This is a genomic window from Pararhizobium sp. O133, from assembly GCF_051669845.1.
Classification (GTDB): domain Bacteria; phylum Pseudomonadota; class Alphaproteobacteria; order Rhizobiales; family Rhizobiaceae; genus Pararhizobium.
This window is the reverse complement of record NZ_CP196426.1, coordinates 3,945,575-3,968,362: the sequence shown is the minus strand read 5'-3', so window position 1 is coordinate 3,968,362 and position 22,788 is coordinate 3,945,575. Positions and strand designations below refer to the sequence as shown.

The following is a 22,788-nucleotide window of genomic DNA, read 5'->3' as shown; positions in this document are numbered from 1 at the left end:
CGAACAGGCACATGCGCGACAAAGTCATTCGAATTTAATCAGCCTTTAATACAAAGCTGCGACTTTCGCCAAGAACCTGAATGAGCACGGGTTTGTCATTTGGAGCCTGCGGCGCAGCTGACCGCCCAGGAGTTGAACCCCAAATACGGCCGTTGAAGGCGCGTTGGTCAGCATGTCCCGGAACAGAAGCCGCAAGCTTATATGAGGGCTATGCAATGAATGATGTAGCGTCACTCGGCGCGAACATCCAGAAAACTGTGCTCGAAGCGACGTCCGACGCGCTCGGCTTGGCTATTCTTGTCTGCGACAAAAATGATGAGATCGTTTTCGCCAGCCGGCCCATCTTGCAGTTCTATCCTATTCCGGCTCAATTCCTGGAGGTCGGCACGCGACTGAAGGATTTTCTCGGCGCCATCTTCGATTCGGGCGTGCGCAACGGCACCGCGCCGGAATCCAGCCGCCGGCATGCCAATCGCGATGAGTGGATTTCCGAAAACCTGTCGCATCACTGGCGCGAACGCTTCGAGGTCGTGGAACGCATCGGGCGTCACCGCTGGATCAGCGTGCGCAAGCGCCGCCTGTCGAGCGGCCTCGGCATCGTCGCCATCACCGATGTCTCCGAGCAGAAGAAGCGCGAAGAGCAGATGCAGTTGGACCTGGAACGGGTTGAACTGACCGAGGGTATTCTCGACTGCCTGCCCAATCCGATCTGCGTCAAGGATCGCAGCCTCAACTATATCGCCGTCAACAAGGCCTTCTGCGCCATTCACGGCATGACGGCGGACGCCATTCTCGGGCGTTCCGTCTGGGATCTCATCGATCCGGAACTTGCCGAGAAATTCGAGCGCCATGACCGACACACCCTGGAAACCGGGCAAATGCATCTGCTGCCGGAGCAACTGGTCCAGGCCGATGGCGACGATCTCTGGGTCGTGACGCGCCGGTTCAGGGTGGGCGACCCCGGCAAGCATCTGCTGGTCACCTGCATGAACGACGTGACCGACCTGGTGATCGGCTATAATGATCCGGAGGCCATCGTATCCGGCAGGTCGCCGCTGGACATCAAGGATTACAGCGCCTTCGAGCCGGCGCAGAACTGCTACGATCCGTTCCGCTCGATCGACATGCAGCATCTCGTCGAAGCCGGTGCGATCATCGATCCGGTCTCGGCCGGCAAGCACCGCGTTCTGGTCATCACCAATGCGGCGGCGCTCGAGGTCAACCTGGTGCCGCAGCTGCGCCGCTGGGGCTACGATGCCTGCGCCGTGCGCAACAGCGCCGAGCTCGCGGCCTTCAGGGATATGTCCAACGCCCGCGGGATCGCGATCGATGCGCTGTTGATCGACGGCACGATGCCCGATGCGCTGATGATCGTCTCCAACTGGACGGCCTCGCCCTCGCTCATGCTGGCCAAGGATTGGAAGGCTGTCGACCTCCTCTCCAACATCCAGACGCTGTGCGAAAACGGCGTTGGCGCCCTGCCTTCGGCCGATGCCGATGGTCCGGTCGACTGGGATATCATCGTACCGGAGGCAGAGATCGGCGGACGACCGGCACCGGAAGTCGAGGTCGTGGTCGCAGAAGACAACGAGATCAACCAGTTCGTCTTCTCGCAGATCCTCGAAGGTCTCGGTATCTCCTATCGCATCGCCGCGAATGGCGAGGAAGCGGTCAAGCTGTGGCAGCAATACCGGCCGAACCTCGTGTTGATGGATGTCTCGATGCCGGTGATGAACGGCTTCGACGCGGCACGTGCCATCCGCGCGCTGGAGAAGACGTCGTCGTTTCAGACCCCGATCGTCGCCGTCACCGCGCAGGCGCTGGACATCGATATCGAGCAGGCAAAACAGGCCGGAATGGACGATCACATCACCAAGCCGATCAGCCCGGACATGATCGAAAGCGTCTATCGGAAGTTCGTCAGCACGAAGACGGAACGGATGGCCGGCTAACGAAAAAAATTGCACGCCGGAAAGAATGGAGAAAGGGAAAGGTACGCAACAGATTTGACCGGTACTCCTGTCAACTCCCCAGAATTGGGGAGGAACATGCGGGAAGTGGGCACGGGAAACTTTCGAAATGTTAACCCTCGATGCCCATCGTCTGTTCTCGACACTGCGCTTTGAATCCAATCCCGGGAATGCTTGCATGAATTCTGCTGAAACATCGTCTCAGCACATCAGCCGGAACGACCTGCATGCGATGGCCTACACCGATCCGCTGACCGGTCTGGGCAATTCGTACAGGCTGCGTGACAAGGTGCGCCAGATCGCCGCCGATCGCGCCAGCGATCCCGCGCCCTTTACCATCGGCCTTGCCAATCTCGACGGCTTCAAGCCCATCAACGATCTTTTCGGACCGAGCGCCGGTGATGAAATCCTCTGTCAGGTGGCCAACCGGCTGCTTGCCTGCGTTCCCGATGGCGCGACCGTGATCCGTGCCGGCGGCGACGAGTTCGCCTTCGTTCTGCCGCTGGTCTTCGAGCGCAAGGCCGCCGAAAAAGTCGGCAACATGCTGAAGGAGGTTCTGTCGGCTCCCTTCGATCTCGGCGACCGCAACGTCCGCCTGTCCGCCTCGTTCGGTTTTGCCATCTATCCGTTTGCCGGCGACGAATTCGAGGACCTGCTGAAAAGCGCCGATACGGCGCTGTACCGCTCCAAGCGTCGCGGTCGCGGGCAGATCACCGTCTATTCCCAGGAAATCGCCCAGGAGATGAAGCGCTCGACACAGCTCGAGCAGGCGCTGCGCAATGCCATCATCGCCGATGAGGTCGATGTCCATTTCCAGCCGATCGTCAATTTGAAGACCGATACGGTCGTCGGCTTCGAGGCCCTTGCGCGCTGGTGCGATCCGGATCTCGGCTATGTCTCGCCGGCGGTCTTCGTGCCGCTCGCCGAGGAGCGCGGCTTCATCGATTCCCTGTCCGAGACGCTGCTGCGCAAGGCCGCCGAGACGGCGCTGCTCTGGCCGAAGGAACTGTTTTTGTCCTTCAACCTGTCCTCGGCGCAGTTGATGGACCCGTCCACCAGCACTAATGTTCTGTCGATCATCCAGCGTGCCGGCCTCGATCCGCGCCGGCTGGAACTGGAGATTACCGAAACAGCCGTCATGACCGATGCCGACGTCGCCCAGAAGATCGTCACCGAACTTCGGGCAGCCGGCGTGCGTATTTCGCTGGATGATTTCGGCACCGGCCAGTCGAGCCTCGGACGGCTCAGGGATTTCTCGTTCGACAAGGTCAAGGTCGATCGCGCCTTCGTCTCGCGCATTTCCGCCGACCGCGCGTCCGAGCATATCGTCAAGGCGATCATCGCCATGTGCGACGGGCTCAATCTGGAAGTTGTCGCAGAAGGGATCGAGGATTTCTCGGAAGCCTTGAAGCTCAAGGGCCTCGGTTGCGGCATGGGGCAGGGTTATTTCTACGGAAAGCCGGCCGACGCCGTCACGACCCTGCGTTACCTTGCGGAAAAATATCAGGAATCGGCGTTGTCCATCGCCGTCTGACCGGTGCGCCGGCCTTCGCGCCCTTCCTCGATCAGCCAGTCGCGTACCCGTCGTGCCTGGTGGTTGAGTTCGCGTGAACGCGGCCAGACGACATAGAAGGCCAGATCCGTCTTCAGCACATGATTGCCGACCGGAACCAGCGCGCCGGAGCGCACCTGGCGATCGATGAGATGGTTCCAGCCGAGCGCGATGCCTTCTCCCGCCAGCACCGCCTGGATCACCAGCACATAATCGTTGAGCGTCAACCGTCTTGCCTGGGAAGGGTAGGGGACGCCGGCGCTCGCGAACCATTCCTGCCAGCTATAGGCTCGACGAATGGGTTCCTCCAGGTGGATCAGCGGATGCCGCAGCAGCTCGGCCGGGCGCTCGGGCATGCCATTGGCCTCGACGAAGGCGGGGGAGGCGACGGCGGTGATGACTTCGCGCGCCAGAAGGGCGGTGTGATAGCGCGGCCAGTTGGCGGGATCGCCGCCACCGCGCACGCCGAGCGGGATCGGCTCCTCTTCCAGATCGAGATCGCGCACGCTGGTCTGGATGCGCAGGTCGATATCCGGCAGGTCCTCGCGCAGCTTGTTAAGGCGTGGCAGCATCCACATCGAGGCAAACGCCGTCGAGGCGGCAAGCGTCACATTGGCCTCGCGCCGCTTGGCACGGATGTCCTCCGCCGATTTCTGGATGCGCGACAGTCCGAGCGAAACGTCGGCATGGAATTTCTCGCCGGCTTCCGTCAACTGCACGGCACGGTGGACGCGGTGAAACAGCGGCACGCCCAGTTGATCCTCCAGCCCGCGCACGGCATAGGAGACGGCGGCCTGTGTCATTCCCAACTCATTGGCGGCGCGGGTAAAATTCTGGTGGCGCCCGGCCGCTTCGAAGACGATCAGGCTGGAGGCTGAGGGCAGCAGGCGGCGCAGGGTATCCATAAATTGAGCTTATATGATGTGTTGAATTTTTCCAGCGTTACAATGCGTCGTTTCGTCATTAGCCTCGATTGAAACGATGGGAGGATCGCATGGAAACACTGGTGGCCGCAGAAACCGAATCCGCACGACGTCCCCGCTCCGCGCGGGGCTCCCGTCGCGACAATTCGGCAAAGATAACCGGCGTTCCCTATATCGCCCGCAACATCCCGACCTACGATATCCTGAGCGAGGAAAACCTCGTCAAGATCGAGCGGGTTGCCGATCGCATTCTCTCTGAAGTCGGCATTGAATTCCGTGACGACCCGGTCGTGCTCGATTACTGGAAACAGGCGGGCGCCAGGGTTGATGGCGTGCTGGTCCGGTTCGAGCCGGGTATGCTGAACGAGATCGTCTCCAGCGCGCCGGCGCAGTTTACCCAGCATGCCCGCAATCCGGCGCACAACGTGGAAATCGGCGGCAAGAATGTCGTCTTCTCGCCGGCCTATGGCTCGCCCTTCGTGATGGATCTCGACAACGGGCGCCGCTACGGCACGCTGGAGGACTTCCGCAATTTCATCAAGCTCGCCCAGTCGAGCCCCTGGTTGCACCATTCTGGCGGCACGATCTGCGAGCCGGTCGACGTGCCGGTCAACAAGCGCCATCTCGACATGGTCTACAGCCATATCAAATATTCTGATCGCGCGTTCATGGGCTCCATCACGGCGGAGGACCGGGCGGAGGATTCGATCGACATGGCGCGGATCGTCTTCGGCCGTGATTTCGTCGACCAGAACTGCGTTATCCTCGGCAATGTCAACGTCAACTCGCCGCTCGTCTGGGACGGCACGATGACGAAGTCTCTGCGCGCCTATGCCCGCGCCAACCAGGCGGCGGTCATCGTTCCCTTCATCCTCGGCGGCGCCATGGGCCCGGTCACCAATGCCGGCGCGATTGCCCAGTCCTATGCCGAAACGCTGGCCGGCTGCGCCTTGACGCAGTTGGAGCGCAAGGGCGCGCCGGTGATCTTCGGCAATTTCCTGTCGTCGATGTCGTTGCGCTCGGGTTCGCCGACCTTTGGCACGCCGGAGCCGGCGATCGGCTCGATGGTGATCGGACAGCTTGCACGGCGGCTGAACCTGCCACTGCGCTGCGCCGGCAATTTCTCCAATTCGAAGCTCCCGGATGGGCAGGCGATGCAGGAGGGCGTCATGTCGATGCTGTCGGCCGTGCATTGCGGCGCCAACTTCATCCTGCATTCCGCCGGCTTCCTCGATGGCCTGCTGGCCATGTCCTACGAGAAGTTCGTGATGGATACCGACCTCTGCGGCGCACTGCATTCCTACCTCGCCGGCGTCGTCGTCGATGACAATACGCTGGCGATGGACGCCTTCCTGCAGGTCGGCCCCGGCAGCCATTTTCTCGGCTGCGATCACACGATGCGCAACTACCAGACGGCGTTCTGGGATTCGAACCTCTCCGACAACGAGCCGTTCGAGAAATGGAGTGAGGAGGGCGGCTCGACCGACATGGCGACGCGGGCCAACAGGCGCTGGAAGAAGGTGCTGGCGGAGTACGAAGCGCCGCCGCTCGATATCGCTATCGATGAGGCGCTGACGGAGTATATGACGAAGCGGAAGAATGGCATGGCGGATGCCTGGTATTGAGGGGAGGATTTACCCCTCACCAACTTCGACCAGGCGATCGGCTACGCCTCTCGCGGTCTGCGTATCCTCTCCCGCAAGGGGAGAGGTAGGGGTGCCACGCTCACCGTCCTCAGATGAGGCAAGGCGGTGCGGCAGGTTTTTCCTCTCCCCTTGCGGGAGAGGATAGCAAGCCCGAGCGAGACGCAGTCGAGTTCCTGGGCGCGCTTGGTGAGGGGTATTGCTTGGGTGAGGGGTAATAACCGCTCCATGTCATTTACCCAACAACAAAACGGCGGCCCCAGAGGGACCGCCGCATACTCAAAGCCGAATGGCCTTAGTTGTTCGTCGCGGGCTGTTCAGCCGGCTTCATGTCCGTTGCCGGCGTCGTGGACGACGTGGTCGAGGTATCGACCGGGGCATTGGCATTCTGCTCGGCGACCTGCTGCGACTTGGTCTTGAATTCCGGAGCGGCCTTCAGCGTATCGGCCGTTTCCTGGGTCGTCAGCTTCAGTTCGTCGGAATTCGGAACGTCGGCGACCGTGATTGTGTCGAGCGGAACGGCGACGTTCTTTTCGCCGATACCGAGGAAGCCGCCAACGCCGATCACGGCTGCTTCGACAGAACCATCCTTGGTGAAGATCACGTCGTTGATCTCGCCGATGCTTTCATCGGAAGCGTTGTAGACGGACTGGCCAATATAGGTGCTGGCCGCGATCTGGTCTTCACCCTGCTCGGTCAGGTAGCCGGCGCCGGCAGCGGGGGCTGCTTGGGCAGCCTGGTCCATCGGCTTCTTCATGGCATCTGCCGGTTGTTCGCCAGCGGGCTGGGCTTCCATGGCCTGCGGCTGGGCCGCCGGCTGCGTGGTGTCCTGGGCGAATGTCATCGGAGCAAATACGGTTACGCCTGCAAAAAGTGCACCTGCAGCGACGGAAGCTACGAGTTTCTTGGTCATGTCAAACCTACCTTTCGTTCTCTTTGTCGATCAAGGCGCGGGGTTCAATTGTTCCGCCACACCGGTGATGCTGAGACAACGTGGCAGTCCGTGAGTGGTTCCGTAAAAAATGCACACTGTTGGATGGAACTTTTTACCTGGTTTTTTCGGTTGCCTCCGAATGCGAGGGCAAACCGGTAAGCAATTGTCGCGATAATGTCTCCCGCTTCTTGCAGGCGGTAACCGCACGGCAGCCCTGGCGACGACATTTAGAGTTTTACAAATTTACCACTCTTTCAGGAAATTGCGCCTGCAGCTTTTCTAATTTTAGCTGCAGCGTATGATGGCCTGGACATCGGCTGCATCAAGGGATTGTTGCTATGTTTATACCGCTTCATTTCCTGCGCATGGTCGTCATTTCGATCGTCGTCATGGCGGCTATGATCGTCTATGAGCACACGGTTCTCGGGTTGAGCTATATCCCCGAGATCGCGCCGAGACTCGTCGTCTATGACATCCTGCGGTCGGTGGTGGCGCTGCTCCTGTCGGTGGCGCTCGTCCATGCGCTCTGGGAAGATGGGTTGAGAATCGGCTCGCCGATCGTGCCCCGGCTGCCCACGAGCCGGATTCTTATGAGCCTTGGTGTCACGCTGTTTGCCGTGTGGTGCGCCTGGCTGTTCTCGCGCAATCCGCAACTCTTCAATGCCCTCTCACTGGAAGACGGACCTTTCGAGTGGCTGTCGGCATTGCTACTGTTCGTAGCGGCGGGTTTCTTTGCCATGGTGTCGATCAGCCAACCGGCCAATGCGCGGGCCGGCGGCGGGCGTCAGGTCTGGCTCGCCTGTCTCGCCGGCGCATTTTTCGCGTTCATCTTCTTCGTCGTCGGCATGGAGGAAATCTCCTGGATGCAGCGGGTCTTCCACGTGGCGACGCCGGAAGCCTTCATCGAACTGAACGACCAGAAAGAATTCAACTTCCACAATATATCGACCGGCGTTTCGGAGCTGGTCTATTATTGCGGCGCCTTCGTCCTGCTCGTCCTTCTCCCCTTCGCCGGCCTGTTCTTCCGCAGGCGGCTCGGCGATGGTCCGATGGCCGCGTTCCTGCCCAACCTGTTCGTGCTGGTCGCCAGCGCGCCGATGGCCGCGTTCAACTGTGGCCGCTGGGGCGTTCTGCCCATCCAGATGTCGATGATGATGACGGTGATCATCCTGTTGGTGCTGGCCAACGGAGCGCTGCGCAACAGCCTCTGGCAGGAATTCCTGCTGTTTGCCGGCGTGGCGATCTCGATCGTGGCGATCCAGGAGCTTTTCCTTGTCGAACCCGCCCGGCTGGTGCGGCTGTGGGATCCGACGGAATACAAGGAACTGTTCGTTGCCGCCGGTCTGGCGCTCTATGGCGGACAGGTCTGGTGGCGATTGCGGGTGGCTCGGCCGGCGGCGATTGCGGCACATGCCTGAGACGGCATGGAAATAAAAGCAGAAGAGCCGGTTGATTGCCGGGCTCCAGGCTGACAAACTCCCGAGCCGATTGCTTTAAGGACGTGGCAGCCCCACTCTCCCTCATCCTCGCCCTTGTGGCGGGGATCCAGCCACGCGACGTCCGTCGCGTGAAAGAACAAGCCTCCGAGAAGGAAAGTTCTCTCACCGCGCGGACGCGCGGTGGCTGGATTCCCGTGACGAGCACGGGAATGAGGGAGAGGATGGTGGCTCCGTACGTCCCAAATGACGTTAGCAAACGCGGAAAGATGACTTTGTCAGCAGTCTGAGAGCCGGGCGATGAACCCGGCTCCTTTTATGCCTAGAGCATCGTTCCCTTAATACGCCCCATTCTGCTGGAAGGAATTTTGGCCAGAACCAAGGCGGCTGGCGAAAAGCGCAGCAAAAGCTGCGGTTGAGACGGCCACCGCCGGTAGTGGCCAAAATTCATCCAGCCCTTCGGGTTGGCTGAAAACGGCCGCCCACTGCGGCGGATGGCTGGACCGATGGATGTCGCATCGCTCTGCGCCATCCTTCTTGTAGATCGGCCGTTTTGAGCCAACAGAATGGATCGTATTAAGGGAACGACGCTCTAATCGGCTCAGAGCGTGTAGTTCGGCTCGAAGCGGCCATTGACGGTGATGCCGAGTTCAAAGGTGCGGCCGGCATTCGGATCGGCCTTGCGCGCTTCCGCGTCCATGCCCTGCCAGGCGGAGGTGACAAGCAGCCGGTCGGCCTTGGCGCCAATGAAGGCGGGGCAGCTGGATTGTGTCGCAGGCACGGAATACCGCTTCACCTTCGTTCCATCCGGTTTGTAGACGTCGACGGCGCCTTGGCCCCAGCGGGCATTCCAGATCAGTCCGTCCGCATCGCACACAGCACCATCGACATCGCCGGGGTTGCCGCTCTGGTCGCTGAAGACGGTCGCGTCGCCCACCGGCAGGCCGGTCTTCGGATCGAGTTCGACGCGCATGATGTGGTTGATGGCGGAATCGACAAAATAGCCGATCGTGCCGTCCGGTGAGAAGCAGATGCTGTTGGGAATGCTGACATTGCCGTAGAGCCGGGTCACGGTGCCCTTGGCAACATGATAGATCGCGCCGGCACCCTTTTCGGCGCTGCGGCCCATCGTGCCGATCCACAGGCTGCCGGACGGATGGACCCGGCCATCGTTGGAACGGTTGCCGGGATTGCTCTCGATTACGGCATAGGCGGTGAGGTCGCCGGTTGCCGTGTCACGGATGAACAAGCCCTTGTCCGATGCGATGAGCTGCCGGCCGGCATCGATGAGCGCAAGCACGCTGCCCATGAAGGGCAGGGCATGCACCGCCTTGCGGCCGGTTTCCAGATGCAGTTCATGCAGTTCGCGGCCCTTGATGTTGAACCACCAGGCGGTGCCGGTAGCCGGATCGAAGGTCGGGCCTTCGCCAAGTTCGAGATTGAGGTCGCAGAGGATCTTGCCGGAAAAGGGAACGGTCTCGGTCATGGTCAGCCTCCGTAAACGTCGTCATAGGCCTTGATGGTGGCCGCTGCCCGCTTGCCAACCTCGGCGGCATCCATACCGGCCTTGTAGAGGCTGGAGCCGAGGCCGAAACTCTTGACGCCGATCTTGGCATAATCGGCGAAATTGGTCTCCGACACGCCACCGACGGCGGCGATTTCGAGTTCCGGCGGCAGGACGGCGCGGATCGCGGAAATGCCGGACGGGCCAAGCACGCTGGCGGGGAAGAATTTGAGCCCCGTCGCACCGGCCTTGGCGGCGGCCAAGGCCTCCGTCGGCGTGAAGACGCCGGGCATCGTCACCATGCCGCGGGCGGCGGCGAGCGCGATTACCGAGGGTTCGACATTCGGGCTGACCATCAGCTTGCCGCCGACGCCATGAAGCTGTTCCACCTGCTCGGTCGTCAGAACCGTGCCCGCTCCGATCAGGCAGTTTTCCGGCGCCATCTTCACGGCGATCTCGATCGAGCGGAACGGATCGGGCGAGTTCAGCGGGATTTCGATGGCGGTAAAGCCGGCGTCGATCAACGTGCCGACCACGGCTTGGGTCTCCTCGGGCTTCAGGCCGCGCAGGATGGCAATCAACGGATATTTCATCGGGGGGAAGGGGATGCGGGTCATGGTGTTTCTTTCTTTATCGGCCGTGCGGCCTTCAGGCGGGCCAGATGGCTTGCGCGGCGGCGGCAAGACCGTGGCGGACGGCGTCATCGGCGTCGATGGTGACAGGGGTGAGATCAAGGGCGGACAGGGCGGATTGATACAGGCCCGCCAGTGGACCGGAGGCGACGAGGCAGACGTTGGCGCCGGGCTTTGCGGTGCTGAGCGCGCCGGCGATTTCGAGGCCGATCATCGTGCCGGAAAGCCGGGCTTTCGCCGCCGGCGCGGTCAAGCCGTGCAGCAGCTGGCCGCTGCGCACGGTGAACAGCAGGTTGGTGGCCATGGCGGGGTTCTTTGCAGCGGTTGCCACGGCGCTCAGGAAGCCCACGTTCGTTGCGTCGAAAGCGCCGGCATCGGCGACGGCATGGCTGAGGATCGAGTGCTTGGAAATGACGTCGAACAGTTCGCCGGTCATGAAGGTGGAGAAGCCATCGACGATGCCGCCGGTGACGCGCACCCATTTGCTGTGCGTGCCGGGCATGCAGACAAGGTGGCTGCCGCCGCCCAGTTGCGAGATCGCGCCGAGCAACTGGGTTTCCTCGCCGCGGATGACGTCGGGCCTGTCCTGATCACGCTGGGCCAGACCCGGCAGGATGCGGATATCACGGTTGGCGTCGGTCACGGTGACGGCCGCCTTGACGATGCCTGTAAGCGGGGCGGGTGTGTCGAGATAGCCGGCCTCGACCCAGCCTTGGCGGGCGCCGGCCATGCCGCAGATGATCACTGGTAGGTGCGGCGGCGCGGAAACGGCCGAAAGATGCGATTCGAGGATTTTGGAAAAGCCGGTCTGCGCGGCGGTCGTCATGCCTTCGCCGCTGCGCCGTTCGGCCAGAACAGCGCCGCTTTCGCTGACGATCCACAGACGGAAGCTCGATGTTCCCCAGTCCACTGCCGCATAGGATGCTGCCGTCATTAAAATACGCCTCCATCGATAATCATGGCCTGGGCCGTCATGCGCGCCGAACAGTCGGAGGCGAGGTACAGGCAGGGGCCGACCAGGTCTTCCGCGACGAGCATGTGCTTCAGGCATTGTTTTTGGATCATGCCGGCAATCGCGGCGTCGTCGATCCATAGTTTCTTCTGCCGCTCGGTCACCACCATGCCCGGCAGGACCGCGTTGACGCGGATATCATCCGGCCCGAGCTTGCCCGCCAGCGATTTGGTGAGGCCGATGATCCCGGCCTTCGCCGTCGCATAGGCGGGGATTTCGCCCATGTTCAGCATGAAGGCGATGGACGAGAAATTGATGATCGAGCCGCCACCGGCCCGTTTCATATGCGGCACCACCGCCTGGCACATGAAGAAGACGTGCCGCAGGTTGACCGCCTGGCTCTCGTCCCAGCTCTCCACCGTGACAGCTTCAGGTGGTTGCCGGTCATCGCGCGCCGCATTGTTGATGAGCACCGAGATGCCGCCGATCGCCTCGGCCGCCTTGTCGACGATCGCCCCGAGGCTTTCGGCGTCGCGCAGGTCTGCGGCGAGGAAAACCGGGGCATGTTCGACCGAGGGTGCCAATGCTTCAACGAGCGCCCGGCTTTCCGTTTCGGCGATGTCAAGAAAGGCGACCCGTGCACCCTGCCGCGCGAAACCTTCGACCAAGGCGGCGCCGATACCCGAGCCGCCGCCGGTGATCAGGACGCCGCGCCCTTTAAGGTCGTGAAAATGTGCGGCCGGCAAAGCCATGGTGTTTTGCTCTCCCCGATGCAGCCAATCTAGCAGATAAGGCTTGCATTCACAGTCATGTCGTTCCATTATATGGAACAAGCTCTTATTATGTGGAATTATCGCGCCGCAGGCTTGGCGTTGTCAAGATCGAAGCCGCCCAGGTTGAATGGAGCAGGACGGAATTCATGGAACGGGATGAGGCGGGCGACACCCGTCCTGCGGTTGCGCAGAATACCGGGACCGGCACGTTGGGCAAGGTCCTTTCGGTGCTGGAAACCGTGGTGACGGCGGAGGTTCCGCTTCGCTTCAGCGATATCCTCGCTTTGTCCGGCCAACCGCGCGGCACGCTGCATCGACAGCTGTCGCATCTGGTGGAGGAGGGACTGCTGATCCAGCGGCGTGATCTCTGCTACGAGCCGGGCCTGCGGCTGTTGAAATTCGCCTATCGCGCCTGGTCGAAAAACCAGTTCCGGTCGATTGCCGGGCCGCATCTGCAAAGGCTGCATGAAGAAACCGGCGAGACGGTTCATCTCGGCGTGTTGCGCGACATCGAAATCATCTATGTCGACAAGGTCGAGAGCCGCCAGACGGTACGGATGGAATCGCAGATCGGCAATGCCTCGCCGGTCTATTGTACCGGGCTTGGCAAGGCGGCGCTCTCGGTCTTGCCGCCCGAGCGGCTGGCGGCGACGATCGGGAGGCTGGCTTTCCGTCGGTTCACCGCCAATACACATCTTTCCGCAGCATCGCTGAAATGCGATCTGGACGAGGTGCGCCTGCGGGGCTATGCCTTTGATCGGGAAGAACATGAAGCGGATATCCGTTGTGTCGCGGCTCCGATCCACGATGCGGGCTTCGACCTCGTCGCCGGCGTTTCGGTGACAGGGCCGGCTTACCGGGTGACGATGGAGCAATTGGAGGCCTGGGCAGACGTGGTTCGCCAGGCGGCAATGGCCATCATCGAGGACGTTCAAATCCGTCTCGGACCCGGGCGTTAGTCTTTGGTGGTGCTTTACGGTTAATTAGGGAAACCGACTGGACGTCGAAGAACCGGGCTTATAGCATTAATATATCAGATTCCGCGTTGCCGGCCTTCGATCCCCGCTTCGAAAATGGCTTCGCCGGAATCCGGAACGGAAACAAAGGCGCCTTGGATGCGGCGGAACAATCCTCGCAAATCTTGGGCGAATCGGCCGAAGAGGCTGGAAGAAGTAGAGAAAATGGTCGACTTCAGCGGACATCCCTCATCCATCGCGCTTGCCCACGACAAGCGGATCGTCGGCAACATGACGAAGGAAGCGGACATCCGGAAAGCCCTGGAGCAGGTCACCAACGCCTATGGTTTTCATGGCTTCCTCGTGATGGTCGTGCCGGCGAAGACCTCTCGCACGCTGTCGGAATGCGTGGTCATGACCAACTGGCCGAAGGATTTCCTGCGCAGCTACGACGATGCGAGCATGATGACCGGCAGCCCGGTGATCGAGCGCCTGCAGCGCAGCACCATTCCCTTCACCTATGACTCTTCGCTCGATTCTCGCCGGCGTTCGGACGGCAAGAGCAATGCGGTCATCAGCCTGTTCGAGCGGGTCAATCTCCGCCGTGGCGTCTATGTCCCGGTTCACGATGTCCACGGCACCTGCGGCGCGGTTGCCTTCGGCGGCGATCGCGACGGGGTGACCGCGGCCGAAGTGAAGGAACTGACCTTCCTCGCCGGATATCTGTTCAGCTGCCTGAGCGAGGCCAAGCAACTGCGCACGCGGGTTCCCGGCGGCCTGTCGCGGCGCGAGATCGAATGCCTGCATTGGGCCGCAGCTGGCAAGACCACGACAGAAATGGCAAAAATCCTTGCTCTTTCGGAATATACCGTCAATCACTATCTCAGCCGTGCGACCCGCAAGCTGGATTCCGTCAATCGCGTGCAGACCGTGGCCAAGGCAATCCGCGCGGGACTGATCAACTGAGACTATGTTATGAATGCAAGCAGGAAACCGGAATGCTGAATGAGGGGCAAAAGGGGTGGAGCCGACGTGGGCTCTCCCGGCAATCACTGCAGCCGTACGGCGGAGCCCGCGAATGCGCGATACTTTGATGGCAGACCCAGTGGAAACGGAGCAGCCGCGCGGTGGGGATTTCGCCGCCGAGATCGCCGCGCTGGAAACGCAGTTCGATGCCATCCGCTATATGAAACGGACCACCCAGGCGTTCGGTTTCAAGGCATTCATGATTTGCGTCGTCCCGACATTCGACGCTGAAAAACTCGCGTCGGCCTCGATCCTGTCGAACATGCCGACGGAACTGGTCAACAAGTATGACAGCATCTCGCTGCTCAAGCATTCGACCGGCATTCGCAGGCTGCGGGAAACCACCACGCCTTTCCAGCTGACGCTCGACGATTGGGAAAAGGAAAGCGGCCGCCCGCCGCAGGCCAACGAATATATCGCGATGCTGCGCGAACATAGCATCTTCCAGGCCAACTATTTCCCCGTTCACGACGCCGACGGCAGCCGTGCGACGGTCATCTTCATGGGCAAACGCAGCGACTTGCCGATGACCGCGATGATGGAACTGCAGATGATCGCGATCCACATCTACAACCGGCTGACGGAGATCGGTTCCTTCTGGAAGGACACCAGTGTTTCCCTGTCGGAGCGCGAAATCCAGTGTCTCAACTGGACGGCGGCCGGAAAGACCAGTTCGGAGATCGCCGGTATCCTCGGTCTTTCGGAGCACACGGTCAATCATTACCTCAACCATGTCAGCAAAAAGCTCGACGCGGTCAACCGCACCCAGGCCGTCGTCAAGGCGATGAAAAAGGGTTACATCAGCTAGAGTGTCGTTCCCTTCAACCGGGCAAACCGCTCCAAGAGATTAATCCGAGTATATTCCGCCTATTTCTTAAGCGGAAGTTGCGATTGCCTCTCGTATTTTAGACGATCATTAATGTTTGCGGTGCACCTTTACTGCCGGTGAAATGATTTCATCGGGAGGGCACTGACTGTTTCCGTTGTCGACAATGATCGGCAAAGGTCATCGAAGCGCTTGGCAGTCTCGACGGATCGATCCGTCGACAGGGGACTGACAGCGCCGTCCGGATCGTATCCTCTCGTACCTTTTTTCAAAAGATGACTTCATGCGACGCAGCCGGAGCCTTGCCCGTTGGCGTTGCGCTTTCGAGGATATTACATGCTGTTCAAGACTGCGACCTCCCGAAATATCTTCTCCGTCGTTGCCACCGGGCTGTTCGCCACGGTCGTGACGGCCGGCACGTTGTTTGCCATTTCCTATTCGGAGGTGAAGCGTCGCAGCGTCGATGAAATGAATGCAGCCGCTGAACTGACCGCCGCCGATCTGAAGGCGCAGATGTCGCAAGGCCTGCAACTGGTTCACGGCTTCCAGAGCGTTTTCAGCGCCGTCCAGACGGCTGGCGCCGCGGACCGGGCGACAGCCGATGCGATGCTCAAGAAAGCGCTGGAAGACAATCCCTTCGCGCTCGGCGTCTGGACCGGCTGGCAGCCCAACGCCTTCGATGGCAAGGATGCGGAATTCGTCAACAAGCCAGGCCACGATGCCACCGGTCGGTATGTTCCCTACTGGGTGCGCTCAGGCGACAAGATCATGGTCGCGGCACTGGTCGATTATGACAAGGACGGCCCGGGCGACTATTATCAGTTGCCGTTCAAAAACCAGAAGATGACGGTGATCGAACCCTATAAATACGCGATCGACGGCAAGGACGTGCTGATCACCACGCTGGTCGGTCCGGTCACGGTCGATGGCAAGCCGCTCGGCGTCACCGGCATCGATATTGGGCTCGACAGCCTGACGTCCAAGCTCGCGGAGATGAAGCCGCTCGGCGATGGCAATGTGGCGCTCGTTTCCCAGAACGGTAACTTCCTGAGCCACGTCAACGCCGCCAATCTCGGCAAGGCGTTCAAGGACAGCAGCGTCGATGCCACCGCCTGGCAGCAGATGCTCGACAATCCCGGCAAGCCCGCCGATACGGTCGGCGAAGACGGCACCGACTTCATTTCGGTTGCCGTTCCCGTCCAGCTTCTGCCGGATACGGCCTGGTATGCGGTCGTTTCGGTTCCGAAGGCCACCGTCTTTGCCTATCTGACACGCATGGCGTGGATTTCCGTCGGCATCATTGCCGTCGCCTCCGTTTTGCTCGTCCTGCTCGGCGTGTTGATTTCCAATCGCTTCCGCCGCCGCATCGAGGCTGTCGTTCATGCAACGGGGGAGATCGCCCAGGGCAATACCAGCATCGTCATCGCTGACGCTGATCGCAACGACGAAATCGGCGGCATGGCCCGCTCGCTCGCCATCCTGCGTGACGCCGGCATCGAGAAGCAGCGCCTTGAAGCCGAAGCCGCTGAGAGCCGCACGCTCGGCGAGGAAGAACGCCAGCGCCGCGCCGCTGAAACCCAGGAAAACGACCGCCAGATGCGCTTTGCCGTCACCGAACTCGGCACCGGCCTGCAGCGTCTGGCAGAAGGCGACGTGACCTTCCGCCTGGCAACGCCGTTCATCGGTTCGCTCGATGCGCTGCGTGAAGACTTCAACTCTTCCATGAGCACGCTGCAACAGACGCTGCAATCGGTCGGAAACAACGCGCAGGGTATCCAGGCCGGTTCGGCGGAAATCCGTTCTTCGGCCGACGATCTCGCCAAGCGTACCGAACAGCAGGCAGCCTCCGTCGAACAGACGGCTGCAGCGCTCGACGAAATCACCGCCTCGGTTCGCGATTCGACGGTTCGTGCCGAAGAAGCCGGCCAGTTGGTCGCCAGGGCCAAATCGGGCGCGCAGACATCGAGCGCGGTCGTCAAGAACGCCATCGATGCCGTTGCCCAGATCGAAAGCTCGTCGCAGGAAATCAGCAGCATCATCGGCGTGATCGACGAAATTGCCTTCCAGACCAACCTTCTGGCGCTGAATGCTGGCGTCGAGGCAGCCCGCGCCGGTGAAGCCGGCAAGGGTTTCGCCGTCGTCGCCCAGGAAGTGCGCGAACTGGCGCAGCGATCGGCCAACGCCGCCAAGGAAATCAAGGCGCTGATCTCGAAATCCGGTAATCAGGTGAAGACCGGCGTCGATCTGGTCGGTCAGGCCGGCAAGGCGCTGGAAGTGATCGTCCATGAAGTCGATGAAATCAACCTGCGCGTCTCTTCGATCGTCGAGGCGGCCCGCGAACAGTCGATCGGACTGAACGACATCAACCGCGCCGTCAACGTCATGGACCAAGGCACGCAGCAGAACGCGGCGATGGTCGAGGAATCGACCGCCGCCAGCCATACGCTGGCCGCCGAGGCCTCGGCGCTGACGTCGCTCCTGTCCAACTTCAAGCTCGGCGATGCCTCCGAAGCCGTCATGCACCGGGCAGCTCCGGCAGCAAGCCAACATCGCGGATCGCCAGCCCCGGTTCGCAGCATACCCGTCTCGCGGCCTCCAGTCCGCCCGGCATCCGCCGTGACCCCCGCCGTACAGTCTCCGGCGCGTTCGCTCGGACAAAAGCTGGCAGGCGCCTTCGGACACAGCGGTGCGGCGCCCGCGAACGACGGCTGGGACGAATTTTAGCGAAGGACAGAGTGCTGCCTTGCCGCAGCGCCTGTTTCAAAATCCGGCAACCGGAAAGACATGACTGCGCATCTGCACAATAAGTGAGCGTGCTTGATGTTGCATTGCGGCATCGCCAGTCCCGATTGCCTGCTTTTGAGGGTGATTTCCGAACTGGCACGCTTTCTGCTTTGTTGAAAGCAGGTCCAGAGGGGACTGTAATAAGACTGCGCCCAAGAAGGTTGCGAGAGACAAGGCCGCTTTCAGCTCAAGGTGATCCCGGATGGACGGACACCCGAAGGCTGGAGGCGGTCTTTGCTTGTGAGCGGCTGTTTTTCCATTTGGTCGCATTGGCGAAACCCGCCGGCTCCATTATCTAACTTCCAGCACATCGCGCATCGAAAACAGACAGCAAAGCAAACCAGCCGCGCTGGCGGCAGGAGTGAATGACATGACCGAGGTTACCAAGGAACAGGTTCTCACCAAGCTCAAGGGCGTTCGCGGCCCGGACATGGAGGGAAACATCGTCGATATGGGCCTCGTCTCCGATGTCTTCATCTCCGATTCGAAAGTCTATTTCTCGATCACCGTTCCCGCCGAGCGCGCCCGCGAGCTTGATCCGTTGCGCGCCGCCGCCGAGCGGGTGGTCAAGGAAATCCCAGGCGTCAAGGGCGCCATGGTGGCACTGACGGCCGACAAGAAGGGCGTTTCGTCCACGGCACCGGTCCAGCGGCCCGCCGCTTCCCCAGCCGGCCAATCGCATACGGGCCATTCCCACGCCGGACATTCCCATGCGGGACACAGCCACGCGCCGGCACCGACGCAGCAGCGCCCGGCCGCTCCCGGCAAATCCGGCATTCCCGGCGTCGGCGCCATCATCGCGGTCGCGTCCGGCAAGGGCGGTGTCGGCAAGTCGACGACATCGGCCAACCTGGCGCTGGCGCTGAAGGCCAACGGCCTGCGTGTAGGCATTCTCGATGCCGATATCTACGGCCCCTCCATGCCCCGCCTCCTGAAAATGTCCGGCCGGCCGCAGCAGATCGAGGGCCGGATGATCCGGCCGATGGAAAATTACGGTATCAAGGTCATGTCGATGGGCTTCCTCGTCGATGAGGAAGTGGCAATGATCTGGCGCGGGCCAATGATCCAGTCGGCGCTCCTGCAGATGCTGCGCGAGGTTGCCTGGGGTGATCTCGATGTGCTCGTGGTCGACATGCCGCCGGGCACGGGCGATGTGCAACTGACCATGGCGCAGCAGGTACCGCTTGCCGGTGCCGTCATCGTCTCGACGCCGCAGGACCTGGCACTGATCGATGCGCGCAAGGGCCTGGCAATGTTCCGCAAGGTCGAGGTGCCGGTGCTCGGCATCATCGAGAACATGAGTTATTTCATCGCGCCGGACACGGGCAATCGCTACGACATCTTTGGCCATGGCGGCGCACGCAAGGAAGCCGAGCGCATCGGTGTGCCCTTCCTTGGGGAGGTTCCACTGACGATGGGTATCCGCGAAACGTCCGATGCCGGAACCCCGGTCGTCGTTTCGGAGCCCGACAGCGAAGTCACCCGCGTTTACCGCGACATTGCCGCCAAGGTATGGAGCCAGGTAACGGCGAGCCAGGGCGATATGTCGAGGGCGGTGCCGAACATCGTTTTCGAGTAAAAGAACGGCGGTTCGTCCGCTTCGGAAAACGCGTCCGATGCGGTAAGACTGTTGACATTTTGCGATGCAGCGCCGTTAAGTCTTCGGGCGACATCGTGGCGTATAGCCACTTTCTGCATTGATTTTGGGTTTGCCTTGTTCCATATGCCTCCCCGCATCCGCAAGGATGTACCAGCGGCGCTGCCCTCCGTCGGGCTCCGCATGACCGTGATGACTGTTTGAGGTTTTGTCGTAAACGACGAGAGTTTCCATATGGACCTGCTTCGCGCAGCTTTGAATTCACACGACCGGTCTTTTTCGCCTGGATGTGGCCTTGATCTCGCCCCCGCCTGTTCCTGCGGCGGCGCATCGATCGATGGTGCTCACGTGAATGACACCCGGAAGAAGACAGCAGAATGATCACTGCCTATCGGGCCAATGGCGAATCCGTCGTCATCAGCGCGGAGAAGCCGCCTGCCTCCATGCCTTCCGACGTCGTCTGGGTCGATCTCTTGCGCCCGGACAAAGCCGAGGACGTGCTGGTTGAGAGCTTTCTCGGCATCGAGGTGCCGACGCGCGAGGACATGAAGGACATCGAGCCCTCAAGCCGGCTCTACACCGCAAAGGATGCGGTGTTCATGACCGCATCGCTTGTCTGCAAGGCGGAAAGCGGCCATCCGGAACTGACCGATGTCGCCTTCGTACTGACGAAGGGCCTGCTGATCACCGTGCGCTACGATGAGCCCAAGGCGTTCGATCTGTTTACGGCCGCCATGCATCGCATCCCCGGTGGCTGCGCGACGGGGACGGTTCTCGTTACCCGTCTCTTCGAGACGATCATCGACCGCACGGCCGAAATCCTCGAAATTGCCGTCGCAAAGATCGATACGCTTTCGCTGCAGGTCTTCGGCGACCGTTCCGGCAAGCGCCGGCCGCCGCATTATCTCGAAGCGAAGTTGCTCGACGTGGCGTCGCACCATCGTCTGGTGGCAAAGACCCGTGACAGCCTGGCGTCGCTCTCCCGTGTCATGACATTCCTCTACACGGTGCCGACCATCCAGGAGAACCGGGACGCAAGGGAACTGTGCCGGACGATTTCGCGCGATATCCAGTCGCTGTCGGAACATGCCGCGTTCATTTCCGGCAACATCACCTTCCTCCTTGATGCCTCGCTCGGCCTGATTGGCGTCGAGCAGAGCGCCATCATCAAGATTTTCTCGATCGCGTCCGTTGTTTTCCTGCCGCCGACCCTGGTCGCCTCGCTCTATGGCATGAATTTTGTCCACATGCCGGAATTGCAATGGACGCTCGGTTACCCGCTGGCGCTCCTCGCCATGGTGGTTTCCGCGATCATCCCGTTCTATTTCTTTCGCTGGAAAGGCTGGCTTTAAAAGCCGGAAATACGCAGATGTCCCATTCGGCAGCTACACCCGGAACGCGCGATCAGCAGATGCGAAAACTTCTCGCCCTGTCGCTTGGCTCTATCGGCGTCGTCTACGGCGATATCGGAACGAGCCCGCTCTATGCTTTCCGTGAAGCCCTGCGCCCGGTCGCGGAAGATGGCGTGACGCGTTTCGAGATCATTGGCCTGATTTCGCTGATGATCTGGACGCTGACGATCATCGTGACCCTGAAATACGTACTGTTCCTGCTGCGCGCCGACAATGATGGCGAGGGCGGAACGTTGTCGCTGCTGGCGCTTCTGATGAAATATTCCAGCAAGCGCGCCAACCGGCTGTTCTTTTTGGGCATTGCCGGTGCCGCGCTGTTCATCGGCGATGCGATCATTGCGCCGGCTTTGTCGGTTCTCTCGGCGGTCGAGGGCCTGAAACTGGTGACGCCGACGCTGTCGCCCTATGTCGTGCCGATTTCCGTCGTCATCCTGCTCCTGCTGTTTGCCGTCCAGTCGCGCGGCACGGCGGCCGTGTCGAAGTTCTTCGGGCCGATCATGGTGATCTGGTTCCTCGTCCTCGCGGTTGCCGGCATCAGCCATATCAGCGACGACTTCGGCATTCTGGCGGCCTTCAACCCCTATTATGCCGTCAACTTTCTCATCCATGCCGGCTATGTCGGCATCGTCGTGCTCGGCGCGGTGTTCCTGACGGTGACCGGCGCGGAGGCGCTGTACGCCGATCTCGGACATTTCGGCCGCAAACCCATTCAATGGGCGTGGATGGGTTTCGTGTTTCCGGCGCTGGCCTTGAACTATCTGGGGCAGGGCGCCCTGGTGCTCAAGCATCCGGAAGCCATGTCCGACCCGTTCTACCTGATGTTCCCGGAATGGGCGCTGCTGCCGGTCGTCATTCTCGCCACCTGTGCCACGATCATCGCCGCGCAGGCGGTCATCACCGGCGCCTTCTCGCTGACGCGCCAGGCGATCCATCTCGGCTTCCTGCCGCGCATGGCGATCTTCCACACATCTGAAACCCAGACCGGGCAGATCTACCTGCCCAATGTCAACCTGTTGCTGATGTTCGGCGTCATGGTGCTGGTCTTCGTATTCGAATCGTCGGAATCGCTTGCGACCGCCTATGGTATTTCCGTCACCGGCGCGATGGTGGTCGATACGTTTCTGGCTTACGAGTTCGTGCGACTCCGGTGGAAATGGCCGGTATCCTTTGCCGTCCTTGTCCTCCTGCCGCTGCTTTTCCTCGAAATGATCTTCTTCGGCGCCAACATGCTGAAAATCCATGACGGCGGCTACGTGCCGGTGCTGATCGCCGCGACCATCATCGTGATCATGTGGACGTGGAAGCGCGGCACAAAAATCCTGCACGACAAGACCCGACACACCGATATTCCGCTGGCATCGTTCGTGAAATCGATCGAGCGCAAGAGCGAACACGCCCCGGCCTCCGTGCCGGGAACCGCGATCTTCCTCACCAGTGATCCGGAATCGACACCGGCAGCACTCCTTCACAACATCAAGCACAATCACGTGCTGCATGCGCAGAATTTCATCCTGACGATCCGCACGGTCAACACGCCGATCGTGCCCAAGGACCAGCGCGTCAGCGCCAGCAGCCTTTCGGAACGCTTCAGTCTCTTGGAAATGCGCTTCGGCTATATGGAAACCCAGAACGTCTCGCAGGCGCTCGGCCTGTTCCGCAAGACCGGCCTGAAGTTCGACATCATGTCGACGTCGTTCTATCTCGGGCGGCGCAAGCTGGTGCCGGACGCGCAATCGGGCATGCCGCACTGGCAGGACAGGCTGTTCATCGCGCTCGCCAACGCCGCGATCGACCCGTCCGACTATTTCCGCCTGCCGACGAACCGGGTGGTGGAACTTGGATCGCATGTGATCATCTGAGCAGGGAGA

Annotated in this window: 17 protein-coding genes; 11 read left to right on the top strand and 6 right to left on the bottom strand. The window is 61.0% G+C overall.

The window, feature by feature from the left end:
• Positions 1-215 precede the first annotated feature (215 nt).
• On the top strand, positions 216-1,952 hold the full coding sequence (locus tag ACST81_RS19205) for a response regulator (RefSeq protein ID WP_438749904.1): 1,737 nt from the start codon (positions 216-218) through the stop codon (positions 1,950-1,952).
• A 196-nt stretch (positions 1,953-2,148) separates the two neighbouring features.
• Positions 2,149-3,504: a putative bifunctional diguanylate cyclase/phosphodiesterase gene (locus tag ACST81_RS19200; RefSeq protein ID WP_438749903.1), complete on the top strand. Its 1,356-nt coding sequence runs from the start codon at positions 2,149-2,151 to the stop codon at positions 3,502-3,504.
• On the opposite strand, the gene ACST81_RS19195 is transcribed toward ACST81_RS19200, so the two are convergent.
• On the bottom strand, positions 3,474-4,427 hold the full coding sequence (locus ACST81_RS19195) for a LysR substrate-binding domain-containing protein (RefSeq protein WP_438749901.1): 954 nt from the start codon (positions 4,425-4,427) through the stop codon (positions 3,474-3,476). The two genes, ACST81_RS19200 and ACST81_RS19195, sit on opposite strands and share 31 nt — an antisense overlap.
• Before the next feature lie 89 nt (positions 4,428-4,516).
• Here ACST81_RS19195 and ACST81_RS19190 point away from each other — a divergent pair, with 89 nt between their 5' ends.
• Entirely contained in the window at positions 4,517-6,070 is a 1,554-nt protein-coding gene (locus ACST81_RS19190) for a trimethylamine methyltransferase family protein (RefSeq protein ID WP_438749900.1), read from the top strand.
• A 313-nt stretch (positions 6,071-6,383) separates the two neighbouring features.
• On the opposite strand, the gene ACST81_RS19185 is transcribed toward ACST81_RS19190, so the two are convergent.
• Complete coding sequence (locus ACST81_RS19185) at positions 6,384-7,001, bottom strand: PRC-barrel domain-containing protein (RefSeq protein WP_438749898.1); 618 nt, start codon at positions 6,999-7,001, stop codon at positions 6,384-6,386.
• 359 nt (positions 7,002-7,360) lie between these two features.
• On the opposite strand from ACST81_RS19185, the gene ACST81_RS19180 reads away from it, so the two are divergent.
• Positions 7,361-8,440 (top strand): hypothetical protein, encoded by a 1,080-nt coding sequence (locus tag ACST81_RS19180; RefSeq protein ID WP_438749897.1) that lies wholly within the window; start codon positions 7,361-7,363, stop codon positions 8,438-8,440.
• Positions 8,441-9,059: 619 nt separating this feature from the next.
• Here ACST81_RS19180 and ACST81_RS19175 read toward each other — a convergent pair.
• The 4 genes from ACST81_RS19175 to ACST81_RS19160 are packed head-to-tail and all read right to left on the bottom strand — an operon-like array spanning position 9,060 to position 12,298.
• Complete coding sequence (locus ACST81_RS19175; protein WP_438749895.1) at positions 9,060-9,944, bottom strand: SMP-30/gluconolactonase/LRE family protein; 885 nt, start codon at positions 9,942-9,944, stop codon at positions 9,060-9,062.
• Positions 9,945-9,946: 2 nt separating this feature from the next.
• Positions 9,947-10,579 carry a 2-dehydro-3-deoxy-6-phosphogalactonate aldolase gene (locus ACST81_RS19170; protein ID WP_438749894.1) on the bottom strand — a complete coding sequence of 211 codons (633 nt, stop codon included), beginning with the start codon at positions 10,577-10,579 and terminating at the stop codon, positions 9,947-9,949.
• A gap of 31 nt (positions 10,580-10,610) precedes the next feature.
• Entirely contained in the window at positions 10,611-11,528 is a 918-nt protein-coding gene (locus ACST81_RS19165; protein WP_438749892.1) for a 2-dehydro-3-deoxygalactonokinase, read from the bottom strand.
• Positions 11,528-12,298: an SDR family NAD(P)-dependent oxidoreductase gene (locus ACST81_RS19160; RefSeq protein WP_438749891.1), complete on the bottom strand. Its 771-nt coding sequence runs from the start codon at positions 12,296-12,298 to the stop codon at positions 11,528-11,530. The genes ACST81_RS19165 and ACST81_RS19160 overlap by 1 nt, the downstream gene beginning before the upstream one ends.
• 167 nt (positions 12,299-12,465) lie before the next feature.
• Between ACST81_RS19160 and ACST81_RS19155 the strand changes: the two genes are divergently transcribed.
• From ACST81_RS19155 to ACST81_RS19125, 7 genes are all read left to right on the top strand, one after another.
• Positions 12,466-13,278 carry an IclR family transcriptional regulator gene (locus tag ACST81_RS19155; protein WP_438749890.1) on the top strand — a complete coding sequence of 271 codons (813 nt, stop codon included), beginning with the start codon at positions 12,466-12,468 and terminating at the stop codon, positions 13,276-13,278.
• 222 nt (positions 13,279-13,500) lie between these two features.
• Positions 13,501-14,241: a helix-turn-helix transcriptional regulator gene (locus ACST81_RS19150; RefSeq protein WP_438749889.1), complete on the top strand. Its 741-nt coding sequence runs from the start codon at positions 13,501-13,503 to the stop codon at positions 14,239-14,241.
• Between the two features lie 112 nt (positions 14,242-14,353).
• Positions 14,354-15,109 (top strand): LuxR family transcriptional regulator, encoded by a 756-nt coding sequence (locus ACST81_RS19145; protein WP_438749888.1) that lies wholly within the window; start codon positions 14,354-14,356, stop codon positions 15,107-15,109.
• A gap of 354 nt (positions 15,110-15,463) precedes the next feature.
• Complete coding sequence (locus ACST81_RS19140) at positions 15,464-17,851, top strand: methyl-accepting chemotaxis protein (protein ID WP_438749887.1); 2,388 nt, start codon at positions 15,464-15,466, stop codon at positions 17,849-17,851.
• Between the two features lie 430 nt (positions 17,852-18,281).
• Positions 18,282-19,490, top strand: a complete 1,209-nt coding sequence (apbC, locus tag ACST81_RS19135; protein ID WP_438749886.1) for an iron-sulfur cluster carrier protein ApbC — start codon at positions 18,282-18,284, stop codon at positions 19,488-19,490.
• Between the two features lie 395 nt (positions 19,491-19,885).
• Positions 19,886-20,860 (top strand): magnesium transporter CorA family protein, encoded by a 975-nt coding sequence (locus ACST81_RS19130; RefSeq protein WP_438749884.1) that lies wholly within the window; start codon positions 19,886-19,888, stop codon positions 20,858-20,860.
• Positions 20,861-20,877: 17 nt separating this feature from the next.
• A complete protein-coding gene (locus ACST81_RS19125; protein ID WP_438749883.1) occupies positions 20,878-22,779 on the top strand; it encodes a potassium transporter Kup in 1,902 nt (633 codons plus the stop codon).
• The last annotated feature ends 9 nt before the right edge of the window (positions 22,780-22,788 follow it).